A 21,269-nucleotide genomic window follows, 5' to 3' on the forward strand; every position below is an offset into this window, starting at 1 on the left:
GCCGGTCAGTCGCGGAACGGATTGATCGTCTGGATCGTGCCGTCGGCGTTGAAGGTCAGCTCGGTGACCTTCACGTTGCGCAGGTGGTTTTTGCCGCTCAGCTGCGTGTCATGATAGAAGAGCCAGGTCTTGCCGCCCCAGTCCACAATCGAGTGGTGGGTGGTCCAGCCCTGCACCGGCTCCATGATTTTGCCGCGATAGGTGAACGGACCATAAGGCGTCTTGCCCGTGGCGTAGATGAGGAAGTGCGTGTCGCCGGTCGAGTAGGTCAGGTAGTAAGTGTCGCCGCGCTTGTACATCCAGGTGCCCTCGAAGAAGCGGCGATCATGGTCGCCACCGAGGAGCGGCTTGCCTTTCTCATCGAGGATCACCGCGTCGCGGGGCGCTTCGGCATAGCTCTTCATGTCCGGAGCCATTTTGGCGACCTTGGGCATGAGCGCGGGCTGATCGTCGGCCTTGAGGTCGGTCACGCCGATCGAGGCATCATATTTGCCCTTGGCCCAGTTCTGGAGCTGGCCGCCCCAGATGCCGCCGAAATACATGTAGCTGGTCCCATCCGTGTCCGTGAACACATTGGGGTCCATGGAGAAGCTGCCGGCGATCGGCTTGGGCTCGGCCTTGAACGGACCCATGGGCGTGCTGCTGGTCGCCACGCCGATGTGGAAGATGCCGTCCTTGTCCTTGGCCGGGAAGTACAGATAGTAGGTGCCATTCTTGAACGCGGCGTCGGGTGCCCACATCTGCTTGGCTGCCCAGGGCACATCCTTCACGTCCAGCGCGACCGGGCCGATCTTCACCGGACCGCCGATCTTGTCCATCTCCAGCACGCGATAGTCATGCATGGCATATTGGTTGCCGAGGTCATCGTCCGGGATGCCGGCGTCGACATCATGGCTGGGGTAGACGTAGATCTTGCCGTTGAAGACATGGGCCGAAGGATCGGCAGTGAAAATCTCCGTCACGAGAGGCTGGGAGAGGAAGCGCTTGCCGTCGGCCGAGATGCCATCCGATTCATGCGCCGCGCCAGTTGCGCCATTGGGTGCGGCGGCGGGTTCATCCGAGGAGCAGGCGGAAAGGGCGGTGGCGAGCCCAAGCACGACAAGGCTGGTCCGGAGCATCGGGACTTTCGACAAGGGGGCTCTCCTTTGTTTATCTTGCGCACCGCTTATGGTTGTGCGGCGTTGTTAAGGTAGCGCTACCATTGCGGAGGTGGCGCGGTCAAATGGATTCCGCTCGCGCATGAATTTGTCCTGTTTGGAAGAGGATAGGCGCTCCTGCAGATAAACAGGGCTGGGCAAGAAGAAATGGGAGCGCTACCAATATGACTCAGGGCAGCGAATCCGCACAGGATCAGCGTGCCGCCAAACAGGAGAGGGACAATGAAGATCGCGGCGGGACTGTGGGCGCGGGGATGGATGGCCACAACGCTGGCTTTGGCGCCCGTCGCGGCATGGGCAGGGCCGGAGGCGCGCTTTGCCAGCTTCGATTATGACGGGCAGTCCATCGAGCAGGTGACGGTGACCCCCGGCGCCTACCGCAACCCCATCCTTTCAGGCTATTATCCCGATCCCTCGATCACGCGGGTGGGGGAGGATTATTATCTCGTCACCTCATCCTTCGCGCATTTTCCGGGGCTTCCGGTCTGGCATTCCAAGGATCTGGTGAACTGGACGCAGATCGGCAATGCGATCGACCGGCCCGATCAGCTCAACCTCGCCGGCCGGGGCGTGTCAGAAGCCGTGTTCGCGCCGGACATCAGCTTTCATGATGGCACCTTCTACATCGTCAACACATGCGTGGGATGCCGGGACAATTTCGTCATCACCGCCAAGAACCCCGCCGGCCCCTGGTCCACCCCCATGTGGCTGCCGTTCGAGGGGATCGACCCGTCGATCTATTGGGAAGGCGACAAGGCCTATATCGTCAACAATCGCGGGCCGGATGAGACGCCGCGCTATGAGGGGCACCGCGCAATCTGGATTCAGGAATATGACTGGCGGGCCGGCAAGATGGTCGGGCCGAGCACCCAGCTCGTCAATGGCGGGGTGGACCTGAGCAAGAAGCCGATCTGGATCGAGGGGCCGCACATTCTGCGCAAGGATGGCTGGTATTATCTGACCGCGGCGGAAGGTGGCACCAGCGTCGATCACTCCCAGGTGGTGTTCCGCTCGCGCAAGCTGCGCGGACCTTATGTGCCGCACAAGGATAACCCCATCCTCACCCAGCGCGACCTCGACCCCGCGCGGCTCGATCCGATCACCTCCGCCGGCCATGCCAAGCTGGTCCAGACCCCGGCGGGCGACTGGTGGGCGACATTTCTGGCGGTGCGGCCCTATGCCGATAACTATTACAATATCGGCCGCGAAACCTTCCTGCTGCCGGTCCAGTGGAAAGACGGCTGGCCGGTCATCCTGCCGCATGGCGAGACGATCCCGTTCGCGCCCGAGGCGCCCGCGCTGCCTCCACAGGTCCGACCGCCGCTGCCGACCAGCGGCGATTTCGCGTATGCCGACAGCTTCGAGGGCGACCGGCTGGCGATGCAATGGGTCGGCGTCCGCACGCCGGATCACCCGTTCTATCGGCTTGAGCGTGGCGATCTGGTGCTGGCCAGTGCCGCGCCGCTCGGTGACAAGGCCGGAACGCCCGCCTTCCTCGGGCGGCGCCAGCAGCATCATGTCGCGACGATGCGCACGGTCGTGACCTTCTCGCCGGAGCAGGAAGGCGACCGCGCCGGCCTTGCCGCGATGCAAAGCGACGACGCCTGGCTGTTCTTCGGCCTTACGCGGCTGAACGGGCAGGATGCAATTGCGCTCTACACGCGCGCCAAGGGCAAGGAGCAACTGGTCGCCTCTGCGCCCATCGCCAATCGTGGCCCGATGACGTTGACGATCCGTGCCAGTGGCGGGGCCATGTCCTTCGACTATGCCGGGGCAGGGGGCATGGGCCGGCTTGCGGCGGATGTGGATGCCCGCTTCCTCAGCACACAGGATGCAGGCGGGTTCACCGGCACCATCGTGGGGCCATATGTCTGGACCCGCTAGCCGAAAGGATCGCTGAGCCATGGTTACGCGCCGCGATGTGCTAGAAGGCTCGCTGCTGCTCGCCGCCAATGCCTGTTTGCCGGGCGCCGCCGTGGCCGCGTCCGAAAGCGACAGACCCCTGCGCGACCGGCTCTGGTATCGGCGCCCGGCGACCGAATGGACGCAGGCCCTGCCGGTCGGCAATGGCCGGATCGGCGCGATGGTGTTCGGCGGCGTCGGCACCGAGCGCCTGCAACTCAACGAGGATACATTATGGTCCGGCGGGCCTTATGATCCGGTCAATCCCGCTGCCCGTGCCGCCTTGCCGGAGGTGCGCAGGCTGATCGCGCAGGGAGATTACGCGCAGGCGCATGACCTCGCGAACCGCACCTTGATCGGCCAGCCGGTCCAGCAGATGGCCTATCAGAGCTTCGGCGATCTGTTGCTCAGCTTGCCGGGCGCCGCGTCCGCTGCTGTCCCGGCGGATTATGCGCGCATGCTGGACCTCGACCGCGCCACGGCGACGACGACGTTCACGCTGGCGAACACCCGGCATGAGCGCACGGTCTTTGCGTCGCCCGTGCGACAGGTGATCGTGCTGCGCCACGAGGTGGATGGCCCGGCGTCGCTCGATCTCGATATCGGCTTCACGCCGGCGCAGGAGGCGCAGGTGGAGGCTCGCGACGCGCTGCTGCTCATCCGGGGGCGCAATCGTGGCGCGCATGGCGTCGACGGTGCGCTGAAGCTGGCAGGGCTGGTGCGCGTGATCCCGGAAGGCGGCTCGCTCACCGCGCAGGGCGATCATCTGGCGTTGCGTGGCGCGCGGGCGGTGACGGTTCTGGTCGCGATGGCGACGAGCTTCCGCCGTTTCGACGATGTCTCCGGCGATCCAGATGCGCTTGTGCGCGGCTGGATCGTCGACGCGATGGCGCGCAGCACCGAGCAACTGCATGGTGAAGCGGTCGCTGCCCATCGCGCCCTGTACCGCCGCGTCGAGATCGACCTTGGCGATGACAGCGCCGCCGCGCTGCCCACCGATGAGCGCGTGATCGCCGCGCAGAGCCGCGATGACCCCGGCCTTGCTGCGCTCTATTTCAATTATGGGCGCTATCTGCTGATTGCCTCGTCGCGCCCCGGCTCCCAGGCCGCCAACCTGCAGGGCATCTGGAATGAGAGCATCGATCCGCCTTGGGGATCGAAATACACGATCAACATCAACACGCAGATGAATTACTGGCCGGCTGAGATCACGGCCTTGCCCGAATGCACCGAGCCGCTGGTGCGGATGGTGCAGGAGCTGGCGGAAAGCGGCGCCCGCACCGCGCGGGAGATGTATGGCGCGCGCGGCTGGGTGGCGCATCATAACAGCGATATCTGGCGCGCCACCGCGCCGGTGGATGGCGCGCGCTGGGGGATGTGGCCGACCGGCGGGGCGTGGCTGTGCGCCCATTTGTGGGAGCGCTGGGATTATGGGCGAGACAAGACCTTCCTGCGCGATGTCTATCCGCTCATGCGCGGGGCGGCGCTGTTCTTTGTCGATACGCTGCAGGTCGATCCCGAGACCGGCGCCCTCGTTACCAGCCCGTCGCTCTCTCCGGAGAACGCCCATCATGGTGACATCGCGATCTGCGCCGGGCCGGCCATGGACCAGCAGATTTTGCGCGACCTGTTCGATCAGACGGCGCAGGCCGCCGATCTGCTCGGCATCGACGGCGCCTTCGCGGCGGAGCTTCGCGCCTTGCGTGGGCGTCTCGCGCCAGATCATGTCGGCGCGCAAGGGCAGTTGCAGGAGTGGCAGCAGGATTGGGATGCGCAGGCGCCCGAGCCGGACCATCGCCACGTCTCGCATCTCTACGGGCTATTCCCCAGCCAACAGATCGACCCTGACGACACGCCAGCGCTCGCGGCGGCGGCGCGCCGCTCGCTGGAATTGCGCGGCGATATCGGCACCGGTTGGGCGACGGCCTGGCGGATCAACCTGTGGGCGCGGCTTGGCGAGGGCGACCGGGCCCACCGCATCCTGTGCTTTTTGCTCGGGCCGGAGAGGACTTATCCCAATCTGTTCGATGCCCACCCGCCTTTCCAGATCGATGGCAATTTCGGCGGCATCGCCGGCATCGCGCATATGCTGATGCGCAGCCGGGGCGATGAGATTCACCTCCTGCCGGCGCTGCCCTCGGCCTGGCCGACCGGCGCGGTGCGGGGGCTGCGGGCGCGGGGGGCCTGCATGGTCGATCTCGGTTGGGCGCAGTCCCGGCCGCGCACGCTGACCCTCACCAGCGCCGTCGATGCGGAGCGGACGGTCCGCTTCGCCAGCCAGCGCCTGACCGTGCGGCTGAAGGCTGGCCGCTCACAGCAGATCGACGTGAGCGGCTGGCTGGGCATCGCGCCTATTTCGGCAGGGTGACGCCGGTGGCGATGGCGAAGTCCGCGCTCTGCACCGGCAGGCCGCTATCGGGCTGAGCCGAGCCTACCGAGACGCGATATGCACCGGGGAAGACCTGCCGCACGCCCTCCAGCGACACCGCGCTCAGATCGCGCGGCGAGAGATCGAAGCTGATCGCGCGGGATTCGCCGGGCTTCAGGTCCACCCGCTGGAAGCCGCGCAAGGCGATACGCGGGGTGCCGGGCACATCCGGGAAATCGAGATAGAGCTGCGCCACCTCTTCGCCCGCTCGCTGCCCGCTATTGCGCAGGGTGGTCGAGACCCGCACGCCTTGCGCAGCATCGCCCGAGGCCTGCACCTGCAGCGGCTCATAGGCGAATTGCGTGTAGCTCAGGCCGTAGCCGAAGCCGTAAACCGGCGTGCCGGTGAAGTAGCGGTAGGTGCGCCCGGCCATGCTGTAGTCGCCGAAGGGCGGCAGCTCATCCACGCTGCGATAGAAGGTGAGGGGCAGGCGCCCGGAGGGATTGGTCTTGCCGGAGAGGACATTGGCGACCGCGAGACCGCCATTTTGGCCCGGATACCAGGCCTCCACGATGCCCGCTGCATGGTCCTTCGCCCAGGCGAGATTGATCGGGCTGCCGTTCATCGCCACGATGACCAGCGGTTTACCCAGCGCGCGGGCCTTTTCCAGCATGGCAAGCTGCTCGGCCGGCAGATCGAGCGTGGTCTTGTCGCCACCCTCAAAGCCCGGCACCTTCACCGGCGTTTCCTCGGCTTCGAGATCCGAGGTGAGGCCGACGACCGCGACGATCACGTCCGATTGCGCCGCCGCAGCGGCAATCGCCGCATCGGCATCGGGGGAGACGCGCTTCCACATCAGGTCGATGCCCGTGTTGATGTGCGAGGTCATCATGATCTCGATCGGGTAGCGCTTGCCCTTCTCCAGCGTCAGCGTCTTCATCGTGGGCAGGCTGTTCCAGCGCGAGTTTTTGAGGTCCACGAACGGCTTGCCGTCGAGCAGCATTTCGCCGTTGGAGCCGGACAGGCCGAGCCGGTAGGTGCCGCTCTCCGGCGGCACGAGGAAGCCGGTCCAGACCACGCGGTGATGGTCGGAGACGTTCGCCAGATCGAGGCTGCGTCCCGACACATCGGCTTCCCTGCGGGTCACAACCGGCCTGGTCTGGAAGGTCATCGCCTTTGTGGCGCTGTCGAACGTGCCTGGGGCGAAGCGGGCGGGCGGCGTCTGCGTGGGGTTGTAATAGCGCGCCAGCAGGCCCGGCTTGCCGTCTGGCGCGATGAGGGCTGCCGTCGGCACGCGGTCGCCATCGGTGAAGGTCTCCGTGAAGGGCGCATGATGGATCGTCGCGCCGGGCATGGCCTGACGAAGCCCCTCCAGCACGGATATCGGCGGGCCGGAGAGCGTAGAAGAATAATTGCCGCGCAGCACGCGGGTGGCATCCGCCAGCGGGCCGATGACGGCGATGCGGGCATGGGGCTTGAGCGGCAGCGCGCCATCATTTTTGAGCAACACCAGGCTCTTTTCGGCGGCCTTCAACGCGAGCGCTCCGTGGTCCGGCGCGCCGATGACGGATGGTGCGATGGCCGCGCGCGGCCCAAGACCGGGCAGGTCGCCATTGCGCAGGCGCGCGGAGAACAGCCGCACGAGCGCGGTATCGATATCGCTCTGGGTGATGAGATTGCGGTTCAGCGCATCGAGATAGGGCTGGCCCAGGCCCGCGGTGTCGCTCAGTGTCGCGCCATTGCACTCGCTATCGACCCCGGCCCGCATGGCGGCGGCGACCGCCGTGGCGGCATCCGGCGCATAATGATGGTTGCGCTTGATATCGGTCACCGCATCGCAATCGGAGACGACATAGCCCTTGAAGCCCCAGGCATCGCGCAAATGCGTCTTGAGCAGATCATCACTGGCGCACGCCGGCTGCCCGTTCACGCGGTTATAGGCGCACATGATCGATCCCGCCTTGGCGTCCACAATGGCAGCGCGGAAGGCCGGCAGATAGGTGTCCTCCATATCATGGCGAGAGACATAGACATTGGCATGATGGCGCGTCGATTCCGGGCCGCTGTGCACGGCATAATGTTTGGGCGTCGCGATGATGTTCGGCCGTGCCGGGTCAGGCCCCTGCATGCCGGTGATGAACGCCTTGCCGATCTCGCCCGTGAGGAAGGGGTCCTCGCCATAGGTTTCCTGCCCGCGCCCCCAGCGCGGATCGCGGAAGATGTTGATGTTGGGCGACCATGTGTCCAGCCCCGTGCCGATGCGCCCCAGGCGTCCGGTCTGCCGCGCCAGCGTATGCAGGCCCCGCATCTCGACGCTGATGATGTTGGCGACATCATGGACCAGCGGCGCATCGAAGGTGGCGGCGAGGCCGATCGGTTCGGGGAAGTTGGTGGTCGGCAGCGTGCCCATCGCGCCGTGCAGCGATTCCGTCCACCAATTGTAGCCGGGAATACCAAGGCGCGGGATGGCAGGCGCGACATTGAGAAGCTGGTCCGCCTTTTCCTGCGGCGTGAGCTTCGCCACGATGCCTGCCGCCTGCCGCTCGGACTGTGCCATGACCGTGCCGGCATCGTCTGCCTGAGCGGCCAGCGGCACGGCGAACACCGCAGCACCGGCGAGAATGAGGGCGCGTAGGGAGGGAGCGGCGGTCATGATCTGTCTCCAGCGTCTGAATCGGCGAAAGGATGGGGAAGGGCGGTCATGGCGCGGTGCCGCCCATCTGGACCCCGGCACGGGCGATGACGGCGCGCGCCTCGGGCGGCCAGGCCTGCCCGTTGACGGCAATATTATCGACGAGGTGGTTGTTCAGATAGGCTGACCAATTGCCATTGGCCTTGCCGCTGTTGAACCAGTTACCGGAGGCAAGATTGTCCAGATTGGTTCGGCGCGGCCGGGCGTCGTCCTGCGCATTGAGGTTCACCCATAGGCCGACGCCGTCGATGACATTATGGCGGACGGTGACGTAGCGCGAGCCTTCGTCCAGATAGACGCCGATGCCGCCGGGGACATCATAGATGTGGTTTTCGGCAATCAGCGCGCCCGGATCGGCGGAGAGGTGGTAGATGGCGCCGCCGTCCGGAAACCAGCGTTTCACGCCGTGAACGCGGTTGCCGAAGATCACCGTGTCGCGCAGGATCGTCGGCGTCTCGTAGATGCGGTTGCCGGGCTGGTCGTAATAGCCGCGCGCCCGCGTCATATAGGCGGTGTTGCCGCCGGGATCATTGGTTCCCCAGCCCCAACCGACATCAATGCCATCATAAGGCGCATCGGAAACGTCATTGTGCAGGATGAGTGTGGCTGAGGCGTAAGTAACCAGAATGGCGGCCTGCTCGCGATAATCCTGCGATACCGTCTCGATGTGATTGTTGCGGATCAGTATGTCGCGGACGGCCATGTCCGGCGTTGAGGGATGGTGGGCATCGACGGTCGTTCCCCCGACCATGATCGCACCGCCGGCCAGCGGGCCGAAGCGCGAGTCGCTGACCTCGATCGACTGCGCGGCAAGCCCCGGACCGCGCGCATTCGCCTCGCGATTATTGCCGATGCCGAGCGCGATCTGTCCCAGTTGCGCGAAGGTGGCGTTGCGGAACGTGATCCGCCGCGCGGCGGAAATTTGCACGGAGGCGGGCTGCTGGCGCCAGTGGTTGCGTTGCGCCTCGAACGCGGCACAGCCCCAGCTGCAATCGCGAATTGGATCGGCGGGATAATTGGCGATGTCGCCTGCGAGATAGCTCCCGCTCTGCTGGCTGGCATAGCCCTCGGCGCTGCTCGGCCCGCGCCAGCTTGTGTGGCGGAAGGCCAGCCCCTCGAAGAGAATGTCCGACACCGGCGCCTCCGCGCTCCCGGCGATCGTGATGAGCGCCTCCCGTCGCGGCACGACGATCTCATGGGCCTCGGGCGACTGGCCATCCTGCGGCTTGTAGTAGAGCACGCCTTTCGCCGGATCGGCATACCAGTCGCCGGCGGCGCGCATGAAGGCGAGGGCATTGGCGACGAAGAAGCGGGCCTTGGTCCCGGAGACCGGCTTGGCAAAGGTATCGTAGCCGATCAGATTGTTCCGCCAGCCGGGCTGCTTGAGAAGAATGCGGTCGCCCTTGATCCGGTCGATGACGGCCCGTCTGTCGGTGAAGAAGCCGGTGTTCTCCACCTCCATGCGGCTCTGGTCCGGCAAGCTGGCGAGAAAGCGCCAGGCCGGATCGACGATTTGGATGCCCCAATCGCAAAAGGCGAAGGCGCTCCGGGGCGCCTCGACAGCGGCGCGATGGGCGAGGCGGCCATCGACCCATAATTGGCGCGGATCGCTGCCTTTGCCGATCGACGCCGTCCAGATGTTGCGGTCGCGGTCGGCGAGCGTCCAACCCTGCACGATCGACCCGCCGGAGAGCGTGGGCTGCGCGCCCGGCGCGGCTTCCCAGCGGACGATATGGCCGGCATGGCCGCCATCCTCCGCGCCAAAGTGCAAAGGCGCGTCGAGGGAATAGACGCCGTCGGCGAGCTGGACGGTGACCGGCCTGTCGCGGTTCAGCCGCCGTACCGCTGCCTGCGCCTGCACCAGCGTGCCGAACGGACGCGCGGCGCTGCCATCGCCCGTCTCTGCGCCGATCGGCGCGACGTGCAGCACCACCGGCTTGGCCTCCGGTCGCGGGGATATCTGCACATTGGAGAAGGCATCTTCCGAATTGGGTGCGCCTCGCGCAGGCATTGCGGGGATGACGGGCGCAGGCGGCAATTGCGCGGCGACCACGCACGGCCATCCGCAGGTTAATGCGATCAGGATGCGAAGTGGTGGAAGAAAGGTAGCGCTACCCAATAAGCGTGGGACGTGGGGCCGAATGCCGGAAGCCTGTCTCATGCCCCCAAAGCTCAGACGGGCTGGAGGCCGTAGTCGCGAATCTTGCGCAGCAGGTCGCGATGGCGGGGGAGGCTGGTGCGCAGCCGGTCGGTCTGGCGGCTGTTTTCGCGGATCGCCTGCATGGCGACGGCAGCCTCCGGCGTCAGCGTTTCGGGTGCGACTTCTGTGCGGAAGCCCATGCCGTACAGCACATATTGGTAGCTCGCGGCGGGGAAGACCTCCTCGATGCGGTCGAACTCGTCATGGAACCAGGGCGACTGGTAGCGCCAGAGGTCCAGCAGGTCCTGCAACCGGTCCGGAATGGTCTCCGGCAGCAGATTGTCGCGCCAGAAGGCGCTGTCGGTGCGTTTGGTCAGCACATAATGCAGCTTGAGGAAATCGATGATCCGGCCCCAGCGATAGCTGGTGGTCTCGTTGAAGCGTCGGGCGATGATGTCCATCACCTCGCGGCAGGCCGGCATCTGCTCGGCGATCATCTTGGCGGAGAGTTCCACCAGCACGATGGCGGAGGCTTCCAGCGGCTCGAGGAAACCGGCGGCGAGACCAACCGCGACGCAATTGCGCTTCCAGAAGATTTCGCGATGGCCCGAGCGGACGTCGATCTTCCTCAACGGAAGGTCCGCGCCTGCCGGGCCGAGATAAGCGCGCAGCTCGCGCTCGGCCTCGTCCTGCGTGATGTGGCGGCTGGAATAGACATGGCCGATACCACGGCGGGAGGGCAGGCCGATGTCCCAGATCCAGCCGGCGCTTTGCGCGGTGGAGATGGTGTGCGTCGCGACCGGGCTGCTCTCGCTCTCATAGGGCAGTTGCACGGCCAGCGCGGTGTCGCAGAACAGGATGTCGCCGCAATCTTTGAACGGCACGCCCAGCGCATCGCCCAGCAAAAGGCTGCGAAAGCCCGTGCAGTCGATGAACAGATCGCCTTCGATTTCGCCGGCCTGCTCCGTGTCGATGGCGCGGATGTCGCCATTCTCCGCCAGCAGCACTTGCCGGACATCGGCCAGCACATGGCGCACGCCCAAGGTCTCGCAGCAATGGCGCTGCAGGAAGGGCGCGAACTTTCCGGCATCAAGATGATAGGCGTAGTTGGCGGCGCCTTCATACTCGGCCGTGGTGATGGATTTGGGCCCTAGATTCTCGTCGCAGATCACGCCCTGCGGGCACACCGTGTCGCAAAAGCTCTGGCCCTTGCCGTTGGCGAGCCAGTGGGGGACGAGATTGACCCGGGCAAAACCCTCCGGGAGAACGAGCGGGTGATAATAGCCGTCATCGGCCGCGCCGGTGGTCCAGCGGTTGAAGCGCGCGCCCTGTTTGAAGGCCGCGTCGCATTCGCGGAAGAAGTCGGTTTCGGAGACGCCCATGGTCTTGAGCGTTGAGCGCAAGGTGGGCCAGGTACCTTCCCCAACCCCGATGATCGGCGTGTTCGGCGATTCCACCAGCGTGACGGTGAAGCTGTGCGGAATGCGGCCGCGATGTCTCGCCGCGATGATCCCAGCCGTCAGCCACCCGGCGGTGCCGCCGCCGACGATCACGATATTCTTGACCGGATGAACCATGACCACTCACATGAACGATGCGGGGGAGCGCAGGAGTGCGCTCCCCCGGCAAGAAGTCAACCCGATCAGTACTTCACACGGACACCGGCCGAGAAGCGGCGCCCGTAAGAGAAGACATCCAGCGTCTGATTGCTGAACCGCCCGTGCGTGCTGTAGGTCGAATTGTTGAGGTTGTTGGCCTCGACAAAGACCGTCGCGAAAGGCGTGACGTCATAGCTGGCCGAGGCATCGATCTGTAGTTGCTGATCGACATAGACCGGCTCCGCACCGAAGGTGCCGCCCTGATCCTGACCGAGCCGGACCAGATATTCGTCGCGCCAGTTGAGGGCACCACGGATCTGGAAGCCGTCCTTGTCGTAGAAGGCGATCAGGTTGGCCGACTTGGCAAGGCCGGTGATCGAGAAGGCCGAGCCGTCCGTGCTGGTGGGATCGTAGTTGCGGTTGCTCCACGGGAAGGTGGCATTGGCCTGGAAGCCGAAGCCGCTCTCGCCAAAGACGTGCTGCACGGCGATTTCCACGCCCTTCACGGTGGCTTCCGGCCCGTTGACCTGGCTGTTCACGTTGAAGCGCGCAAGCCGGCCGGTGCTGGGATCGATCGCATCGTCGATCGACTGCACCGACACGCCACCGACCACGAAGTTGGTGATGTGCTTCAGGTAGAAGTTGGCCGAAACATAGGAGTTGCGCTGATAGTACCACTCTGCCGCCGCATCGAAGTTATCGGAGAGATACGGCTTGAGGTCGGGGTTGCCGCCACTGGCCGAGAGGCTGCCCACGCGCAACGTTCCCAGCGTGACGGTGGGACGCAGCGCGGCGAGGCCCGGACGGGTGAGGGTCCGTGAGGCACTCATGCGCAGCAGCAGGTTGGGCATCACCTCCAGCTTCGCATCGAGGCTGGGCAGGAGGAAGGTGTAGTTGGAACTGCGCGAGATGGTCGTCGGATCGGAGAAGCCGTTGGTCCCCAAGGCCGGGTTCGGCTGGATGAGGGTCGGATCGCCCGACGGGATGGACAGGCCCAGCAGACGGCGCCCGATCGCGTTCGAGGTCAGATGCGTGCCTTCATGCCGCAGACCGGCCGTCAGGCTGAACGGCATGCCGCCCAGATCGGTGTCGAAGGTTGCCCGGAAGAAGATGGCATAGGTCTTCTCGCGGATTTCATACACGCTGGCCGGATCGAGCGTCGGTGCCACCGATCCACCCGAGGCTTCGAGCAGCTTGTAGACCTGATAGGGATCATAGACGATGACCGAAGGCCCGAGATTGCCCTGATAGCCGGGGATCCAGTTCGCGGTGCTGATGATGCCCTGATAGACGCTGGCCGGCAGTGGCGCGATGCCGCCGCTTGATCCGCCGGGGCGTCCGGAAGGCGTGCCATAGCCCGAGCGGCTGGCGAACACGCCATTGCTGAACGTGCTGGTGTTCTCGCCGTACAGCTTGTCTTCCATATACTGGCCACCGAAGGCCAGCTTGACGTTGTCCTGATCCCAGCGGAGCACGGCCCGCAATTGCTTGACGGTGTCGGCATTGTAGGGCGCGCCACGGACAATCACGTGCGAACCGATCACGCTGGTGTCGGTAAAGCGCGAGACATTGCCTGCCGGACCGATGTCGTGGATCTGCGGCAGATAGTCCTTGCTGGGCCCAAGGATCGTGACGCCGGTATTGGCCCCCAGGATGGTGGTGCCGCCAGCATTGGTGCCACCGTAACCGATGTCCATGCTGTCATTATAGCCGTTCCGACCCGGATTGCGGGTGCTGCGGGAAATGAAGCCGTCGACATCCAGCTTGAGGTTCTCGCTGACATCCCATTTGACGTTCGCGCCGATGGTGTTCGTTTCGAGAATGGTGCGGGTGTAGTTGGCGTTGAAATCCATCGGCGTGCCGAACTGCGAGAAGTCGACGACCGTGCCGTTCTCGTCATACTTCACGTTGCGCAGGTCGCTGCCGTTGAACCAGGCGGCATAGCCGAACGCATTGCTGTGCACGGTCTGACGGCTGAAATTGTCATCGACCGTGATGAGCAGATTGTCCGAGGGCTGCCACTGCAGAGCGATGCGCGCATCGAGGCGCTCGTCCTTGGTGTGGATCTGCTCGATGCCGGTCTGCTGCGGAAACCAGTTCAGCACCGAATTGCGATTTGAGGGTGTCGCCCAAGCGGCGCTGGTCGCATCGCTGGTCGGCGTGCAGGTCGGCACGTTCGGGCCGGCCTGGCAGGGTGCGAAATTGGCGCCGATCCAGCCCGGTACGAACACGCGGTTGGAGGTGGTGTCCGTGCGCTTGTAGTTGACGTTGCCGAGGATGCCGATGGTGTCATCCGCGAACGTGTTTGAGATCAGCAGGCCGGCAGACGGCGTCACATCCTTGCTGCGCGACTGGTACGAGCCGGAGGCGCGGCCGATGACCTGGAAACCCGGACGGTCGAACGGCTTGGGCATCTCCACATTGATGAAGCCGCCGATGGCGCTGGTGGAGAGTTCGACATTGGGCGTCTTGTAGACGTTCAGCCGGCCGACGAAGTCCGAGCCGATGGTCGTGAAGTCGACACCGCGGTTGCCGATGGCGGTGGAAATGTGGCGGCCATCGACCAGCGTGTCGATGAAGTCCCCGCCAAAGCCGCGGATAGTGACGCCGTCCGCCTCGCCACGGCGACCGTTGCGCTGCACGGAGACGCCAGGCAGGCGCTGCAGGGCGGCCGCGACGTTAGGATCGGGGAACTTGCCGATGTCCTCGGCCGAGATCGCTTCCACGACGCCGGCGGACTCGCGCTTGATGTCGAGATTCTGCTGGAGCGAGGCGCGGTAGCCGGTGACGATGATGTCTTCAGTCGATGCGCTCTGGGGCGCTGCGCTGCTTTGGGCCATCGCCGGTGCCGAGACGATCAGCGCCAAGGCACTGGGGGCGCCGAGCAGGACCGCCTTGAGAATTGCAGGACGATTGAGATAATCGAAGTTAGGCTGATTGCCTTTCATAACCCCCTCCACTTGTAATCATCGAACGGCTCTGCTGGCCGGTTTCCCGGATAGAAGACGCCACGAAACGGCATTGCTGCCGCCGGTTTTCACATGATGCGGATAAAGTGGTCCCTTGTCGGCGTGACACGTCACGCTTACACCCTCTCCAGACATCGTGTTTTTCTATGCTTGAACGTTAGTGCGAAAAGGTAGCGCTATCAAGCTCAAATTTTCGGTGTATATATGGCCCACCAAAGGGCTGGATTATCGACCGAAAACGTCCGATTCCTGCGGTGGATTGCAGCGATTGGACTTGCGGTGCGGAGAACGGCGTCAAGAAGCGCGCTCCCGCCATCGCAAGAAAAATGAGGAGAGGGATGGCATGGAAGCAGCACTCGAAATTCTGGATTCGCAGGCCCATCGGCACCTGCGCCTGGGCGCAATTTCGGCGGAAACGCGCAACTTCGTGCCGGTCCTGCCGTCGGAATTTGCGGCGGCTGCGGCGGTCTGCCCGATTCTCTTTGCGAAGAACCCGGAAACCGGCGCTTTCTATGTCGGTGCCCTGTTCGGCTTCAAGGAAGGCGAAAATCTGCTGGTCGACTCGCATTCCGGCAAGGCGCCTTTCCGCTCGCTCGATGAGCAGCGTGAGGCCTTCTTCGTGTCCGGCGAGAATATCGCGATCGACCGGGCCAGCCCCCGCCTGAGCGAAGTGTCCGGCGAGCCTTTGTTCGATGAGGATGGCGGGGCGACATCGACCACGCGGCATATGCAGCGGTTGCTTGGACAGATTGTCGCCGGCCAGCAGGAGGCCGAGCGCTTCATTGCCACGCTCAATCGCCTGGGCATCATTCAGCCGATCGATATCTCGCTGCGGTTCGACGATGGCGAAACCATTGAGTTGGCGGGCTTATACACGGTCAGCCTCGATCGGTTGCACGATCTTGACGATGCCAGCGTGCTGGCGCTGTTCCGCAATGGCGATCTTCAACTGGCTTATTGCGTCGCGGCGTCGCTCAAACAGGTTCCGGTGCTGGCCGAGCGTCGCAACCAGATGCTGACCCGGGCCGGTTGATCGGAGAAGCTCGATGGCCGCTGCCATTGCCGAGCTGGACCGGGAGGCACTGACCGACGCCGGCGCGTTTCGGCGCCTGCTGGTCGAGCCCTGCCAGCCTGCGGTTGTTCGCGGCCTATGCGCCGATTGGCCGGTCGTCCGCGCGGCCGCGCAGGCGGACGGTGCGCTCGCGGACTATCTGGACCGTTTCGCCACAGACCGGCCGGGAGAAATCTTCGTCGGCGCGCCGGACATTGCCGGGCGCTATTTTTACGACGATGGCCTGGAGGGCTTCAATTTCGAGCGGCGCGAGGTGCCTCTGCGCGAGGGCTTGCGGCAGATCCTGGCGCGCGCCGAGACCCCCGGCGATGGCACGGTGTATATGGGCTCGCTGCCGACCAGCAGCTATGTGCCGGGCTTTGAGGCGGACAATGCCCTGCCATTCATGCCGCAGGGCGTTGTGCCGCGCATCTGGCTGGGCAACACGTCTCATGTGAGTTGCCATTACGATACGTTCGAGAATCTGGCTTGCGTGGTGGCGGGCCGGCGATGCTTCTCGCTGTATCCGCCCGATGCGATTGGCGACCTGTACGTCGGCCCGATCGACCACACCTTGTCCGGTCCGCCCATCAGTCTCGCGGCCTCGGCGCCGGAGGGCGATCCCCGTTACCCCCGCATGGCGCAGGCCCGCGCGCGGGCCATTACGGTCGAGCTTCTGCCGGGCGACGCGCTCTACCTCCCCAAATTATGGTGGCATCAGGTGGAGGCGACAGCGCCGTTCAACATGCTGGTCAATTACTGGTGGGATGCCTTCTCCGTCGGCCCGGATGCGCCGATGACGGCGATGATGCTGGCGATGATCGCCATCGCCGAGCGCCCGGCCGCCGAGCGGGAAGCATGGCGCGCCTATTTTGATCATTATGTCTTTCAGCGCGAAGGGCATCCGCTTGCCCATCTGCCGGAGGCGCAGCGCGGACTGTTGGGGCCGCTGCGACAGGGAAATTACGCGCGCATCCGCGCTCTGATCATGCAGCAACTGCGCGGCGGCTGACTGGCTGCCGCTGGTAATCACCAAAACAGGAGGATGGGATGACGAGGAAGACAAGCGCAATTCACGCGGCCCTGCTGGCAGGTCTGTGCCTGGCTATGCCTGCCGCGCCGGCTCTGGCGCAGGTTGCCACCAACGCGCCGACGCCGGTGCCGGGCGCGCCGAAGGTGACGCTCGAGCGAATCAAGGTCCATTCCCCGGCCATCGCGGGGAATCTGGAAGGCGAGTCTGCCGATCGCGATGTCATCGTCGTCCTGCCGCCCAGTTATGCCACCAACCGGGCCAAACGATATCCGGTCGTCTACGCTCTGCACGGCTACTCCATCGGCGCTGAACAGTGGATCGGCGAAATCCATGTGCCGCAAGTGATCGAGGGTGCGCTGGCCAAGGGCGCGCAGGAGATGATTCTGGTCTTCCCCGACAGCAAGACCATTCACAATGGCTCGATGTACTCGAGCTCGGCGACAACCGGCGACTTTGAGCGGTTCATCTCCCACGATCTCATCGCCTATATCGACAGCCACTATCGCACGCTGGCGACCCCGCGGAGCCGTGGCCTCGTCGGCCATTCCATGGGCGGCTACGGCGCGGCGCGGATCGGGATGAAGCACGCCGATCAGTTTGGGGCGCTCTATCTGATGAGCCCGTGCTGCCTGTCCGCGCGCGATGCCTTTGCGCTGGATGAAGCCGGGTTGGCGCAGATCGCGGGGGTCAAATCCCCCGCTGACTCCGCGAACCTGCCATTCCCGCTGCGGGCGCAGCTCGCGGTCGGCGCGGCCTGGTCGCCTAATCCCCAAAAGCCGCCGCTCTATCTCGATCTTCCGGGCGGCGATGAGGCGCAGCGCAATGCCATTCTGGCAAAATGGGCGGCCAATGCGCCATTGGCCTTTGTCGACCAATATATCGGCGCGCTGAAAGGCTATGCCGCGATCGCGATGGACGTCGGCGATCAGGATAGTCTCAAGACCGACACCGAGACGCTGCACAAGGTCCTCGATTCCTACGGCATCGCGAACAGCTTCACCCTGTACGAGGGCACGCATACCAGCCATGTCGCGTTCCGATTCCAGGACCATGTGCTGCCGTTCTTCAGTACGCATCTGGTTGCCAAGGCCGGCGCGGCCCGATGACCCTCAGACATGCGTCCCGTCTGTGGCTGGCGGTAGGGGCCGCAGCGGCGGCGCTGGCAGCGACGCAGGCCGTCGCCCAGACAACCCCCGCCGGGTCGCCGGATGCCGCCAGCAGCGCTATGGTTGATCCGCTGGCGCCCACGGGGCGCTGGAGCATCTATAGCGGCGGGCACGCCCCGCTGCCGCCAATGGGCTGGAACAGCTGGAACGCCTTCACCAGTGATATCGATGAAGCCAAGCTGATGGCCTCGGCGCGGGTGATCGTGGAGAGCGGCCTCGCCGCAAAAGGCTATCGCTACATCAACATCGATGATGGCTGGTGGCTCAAGCGCCGCCAGCCGGACGGGCGGATGCTGATCCGGACCGAGACTTTTCCCTCGGCGGCGACCGCAGGCGGCGGCAACAGCTTTCGGCCGCTCACCGAAAAGCTGCACGCCATGGGCCTCAAGGCCGGCATCTATTCCGATATCGGTCGCAATTCCTGTGGGCAGGTGTTCACATCGACCTTCCCGAACCAGCCTGAAGGCACGGTGCTGGAGCGGGAAGTGGGCCTCTACGGTCATGTCGATCAGGACATTGCGCTCTACTTCAAGGAATGGGGCTTCGACCTTATCAAGGTCGACGCCTGCGGCATTCGCGGGCTGCCACCCAGCGACCCGCGCGTGAAGGCAGGGCAGTATCGCGGCCTCGATCCGCTCATCGACGTGGAGTCGCTCGGGCGTACCGATATTCCGGCCGTCAAGGCGCTGTATGACGAGGTGCGGCAGGCGCTGGAGCGACATAATCCCGACCAGGATTATGTTTATTCGCTGTGCCTGTGGGGATCGGCGGACTCGCGGGCATGGTCCCGGACGGTCGGCAACATGTCGCGCACCAGCGAGGATATCTTCCCCACCTGGAGCCGGATGCTGCACAATCTCGACAGCGTCGCGCATCGCCCGCTCTATGGTCACCCCGGCTCCTGGAATGACCCCGACATGCTGTTCGTCGGCACCGGGGATTTCGACATGACCAACCCCGTCCGTGCGCGCTCGCACATGGCGCTGTGGGCCATGGTCAATGCGCCGCTGATCATCGGCTATGATCTGCGCAAGGCCTCGCCGCAGATGCTGGCGATCCTCGGCAATGAGCGGATCGTCGCGCTCAATCAGGACCCCGCAGGCAATCAGGCGGTGCTCGCCTTCGATTCGCAGGATGTGCAGATTTTCGTGAAGACGCTTGCCGATGGCGACAAAGCCGTCGCGGTATTCAACCGCACGGCCGCGCCCGCCAAGGCGGTGCTGACAGCGGACCATCTGAAGTTCGCGAGCGGTGCGCCGGTCAGGCTCACCGATCTCTGGCAGGGCGCAGACCGTCAGTTCACGGGCGAGCAAGCCCTCGACCTCGCGCCGTATGAGACACTGATCTTTCGCGCAAAGGGCGCGCGGCGGCTCGTTGGAGGGCTCTATCTTTCCGAGCAGCCGTCACGGGTCAATCCTGCGGAGGATGGCGTGGTCGTGCCGGAGGCGGACCCGCAGGTGTATCGCGGACTGCTCCCCTGGCGCGGGACCAAGGGTGGCGGCGAGCGCACGCAATATGGCGGCTGGGGCGGGGCACGGCTGGACCAGACGCCGTTCGGGCAGGCGCTATCCGTTGCCGGCACGCATTTCGAGACCGGCCTTGGCATTCTCACCAATTCGCGGGTGGAGGTGCGCAATGAAGGGTTCCGGCGCTTCGTCGCCTCCGTGGGAGTGGATGACTCCGCGCGCTCCCGCCAGCAGCCGGTGACATTCCTGGTCTACGGCGATGGCAAGCTGCTCGCGCGCTCCAGGCCGGCCCAAGCGGGAGAAGCGGTGCAGTCGTTCGATGTCCCCGTTGACGGGGTCCGCATCATTGAGCTGGTCGCCCGGACGGCGCAGGCTGAGCGCTTTCCCGACCCGGTGACCTGGGGTGATGCGGCGCTGATGGAATAGGCGCCGACACGCTACCACGAGGCATGCCTTCGCTCTCCTCGCCGAGCGATAAGGACCATCCCGCCCGTTCGTCGGTCATCGCATTTCTGTGCGCCTGCATCGCCGAGTTGAGTCGGCGCAAAGTCGTCCTGCCGCACGATCCACTCTGGTTACCGGTGGTTAACGTGGGGGGAGGGGAACCGTTCATCTATGCGCAAGGTTCCCCTGAACACGCAGGAACTCGTGGTGCTTCCTGCGCCGCATTGAAAGGTTCGGAGAGTTCATGACGGAGGGGTTTCTGACAGTCGAATACGCACCTCGCGAGCGGCGGTCGGATGATGCTGCGATCCTGCAGACCCCAGCCGATCGACGAGTAGGAGAAACGCAATGAATACCCTTTCCACCAGTTCCAAGCTTCTTATGACGCTGGCCTTGATGACCGGCGTGGCGTCCGGCAGCGTGCTCGCGCAGACCGAAACCGCCCCTGAGGCGGATGTCTCGACGACGGTTTACACCGATTCCGCCCAGATGACGGCCGGCCCGGAGATCGAGGGGATCATCTCTGCGCGCAATGGCGACCAGCTGCAGATCACCTCGACCGATGGCACGCGCAACACGGTCACCGTCAACAGTTCGACCCGCATTACGGCCAGCGGCGGCTTCCTCGGCCTCAACCGCGATCAGCTGGGTGCCGATCAGCTCCTGAACGGCCTCCCGGTCAAGGTCGACACGCTGCAGGGCGGCGGCGGTCTCGTCGCCAGCAAGATCGACCTCAAGAACCGCGATCTGCGCACGGCCGAAATGATCCGCAACGGCACCTCGCAGCGCTTTGAGGAGCAGACGGCCGCCACGGACGCCCTGCGCGCCCGCATGGGTGATATCGACAAGTATAACATCAAGAGCACGACCAACGTGAACTTCGACACCGGCAAGGCGGTGCTCTCGCCGATGGCCAAGCAGAATCTCTGCGCTACCGCGGCGCAGGCTGAGGCGACCGAGAATGCCCTGCTGCTCGTGGTCGGCTACACGGACTCGACCGGCGACCCGGAATTCAACCAGACGCTGAGCGAGAAGCGCGCGGCGAGCGTGCTCAATTATCTGCAGCAGACCTGCAAGTGGAAGCCATACCGCATGCTCGCCCCGGCCGGCATGTCGCTTTCCGATCCGGTCGCTGATAACTCCACGCCGGAAGGCAAAGCCCAGAACCGTCGCGTGGAAGTCCATGTGCTGGTCAGCAAGGCGGTCGACGGCGCCTAAGTCAGGATCGCGGCGGCCCCGTCCATCTCTGGCTCAGTCGAGCCGGCGGTTGGCGGGGCCGATCT

General features: G+C 64.8%; 12 protein-coding genes. 7 read left to right on the top strand and 5 right to left on the bottom strand.

Annotation, left to right across the window (positions count from 1 at the left end):
- Nucleotides 1–5: 5 nt before the first annotated feature.
- Nucleotides 6–1,118, bottom strand: coding sequence for a glycoside hydrolase family 43 protein (locus M2336_RS10180; RefSeq protein ID WP_264593257.1), 1,113 nt, complete (start codon nucleotides 1,116–1,118; stop codon nucleotides 6–8).
- Between the two features lie 261 nt (nucleotides 1,119–1,379).
- Here M2336_RS10180 and M2336_RS10185 point away from each other — a divergent pair, with 261 nt between their 5' ends.
- Together M2336_RS10185 and M2336_RS10190 are read left to right on the top strand one after the other, a co-directional pair.
- Nucleotides 1,380–3,041 (top strand): glycoside hydrolase family 43 protein, encoded by a 1,662-nt coding sequence (locus tag M2336_RS10185; protein WP_413716181.1) that lies wholly within the window; start codon nucleotides 1,380–1,382, stop codon nucleotides 3,039–3,041.
- 19 nt (nucleotides 3,042–3,060) lie between these two features.
- A complete protein-coding gene (locus M2336_RS10190; protein ID WP_264592957.1) occupies nucleotides 3,061–5,427 on the top strand; it encodes a glycoside hydrolase family 95 protein in 2,367 nt (788 codons plus the stop codon).
- Here the strand turns inward: M2336_RS10190 and M2336_RS10195 are convergent.
- The 4 genes from M2336_RS10195 to M2336_RS10210 all read right to left on the bottom strand — a co-directional run bounded on the left by M2336_RS10195 (nucleotide 5,411) and on the right by M2336_RS10210 (nucleotide 14,805).
- Nucleotides 5,411–8,080: a glycoside hydrolase family 3 C-terminal domain-containing protein gene (locus M2336_RS10195; protein WP_264592958.1), complete on the bottom strand. Its 2,670-nt coding sequence runs from the start codon at nucleotides 8,078–8,080 to the stop codon at nucleotides 5,411–5,413. The two genes, M2336_RS10190 and M2336_RS10195, sit on opposite strands and share 17 nt — an antisense overlap.
- Nucleotides 8,081–8,126: 46 nt before the next feature.
- A complete protein-coding gene (locus M2336_RS10200) occupies nucleotides 8,127–10,130 on the bottom strand; it encodes a right-handed parallel beta-helix repeat-containing protein (protein WP_264574828.1) in 2,004 nt (667 codons plus the stop codon).
- Nucleotides 10,131–10,291: 161 nt separating this feature from the next.
- Nucleotides 10,292–11,836 (bottom strand): tryptophan halogenase family protein, encoded by a 1,545-nt coding sequence (locus tag M2336_RS10205; protein ID WP_264574829.1) that lies wholly within the window; start codon nucleotides 11,834–11,836, stop codon nucleotides 10,292–10,294.
- A gap of 65 nt (nucleotides 11,837–11,901) precedes the next feature.
- Complete coding sequence (locus M2336_RS10210) at nucleotides 11,902–14,805, bottom strand: TonB-dependent receptor (protein WP_264574830.1); 2,904 nt, start codon at nucleotides 14,803–14,805, stop codon at nucleotides 11,902–11,904.
- A gap of 364 nt (nucleotides 14,806–15,169) precedes the next feature.
- Here M2336_RS10210 and M2336_RS10215 point away from each other — a divergent pair, with 364 nt between their 5' ends.
- From M2336_RS10215 to M2336_RS10235, 5 genes are all read left to right on the top strand, one after another.
- A complete protein-coding gene (locus M2336_RS10215; RefSeq protein WP_181559204.1) occupies nucleotides 15,170–15,859 on the top strand; it encodes a SapC family protein in 690 nt (229 codons plus the stop codon).
- A gap of 13 nt (nucleotides 15,860–15,872) precedes the next feature.
- Complete coding sequence (locus M2336_RS10220) at nucleotides 15,873–16,889, top strand: cupin-like domain-containing protein (RefSeq protein WP_264592959.1); 1,017 nt, start codon at nucleotides 15,873–15,875, stop codon at nucleotides 16,887–16,889.
- Between the two features lie 38 nt (nucleotides 16,890–16,927).
- Nucleotides 16,928–18,016, top strand: coding sequence for an alpha/beta hydrolase (locus M2336_RS10225; RefSeq protein WP_264592960.1), 1,089 nt, complete (start codon nucleotides 16,928–16,930; stop codon nucleotides 18,014–18,016).
- Nucleotides 18,013–19,968 (top strand): NPCBM/NEW2 domain-containing protein, encoded by a 1,956-nt coding sequence (locus M2336_RS10230; RefSeq protein ID WP_264592961.1) that lies wholly within the window; start codon nucleotides 18,013–18,015, stop codon nucleotides 19,966–19,968. The genes M2336_RS10225 and M2336_RS10230 overlap by 4 nt, the downstream gene beginning before the upstream one ends.
- Nucleotides 19,969–20,334: 366 nt before the next feature.
- Complete coding sequence (locus M2336_RS10235; protein ID WP_264574834.1) at nucleotides 20,335–21,204, top strand: OmpA family protein; 870 nt, start codon at nucleotides 20,335–20,337, stop codon at nucleotides 21,202–21,204.
- Nucleotides 21,205–21,269 lie beyond the last annotated feature (65 nt).

It is taken from the genome of Sphingobium sp. B1D7B (assembly GCF_025961965.1).
Lineage (GTDB): Bacteria > Pseudomonadota > Alphaproteobacteria > Sphingomonadales > Sphingomonadaceae > Sphingobium.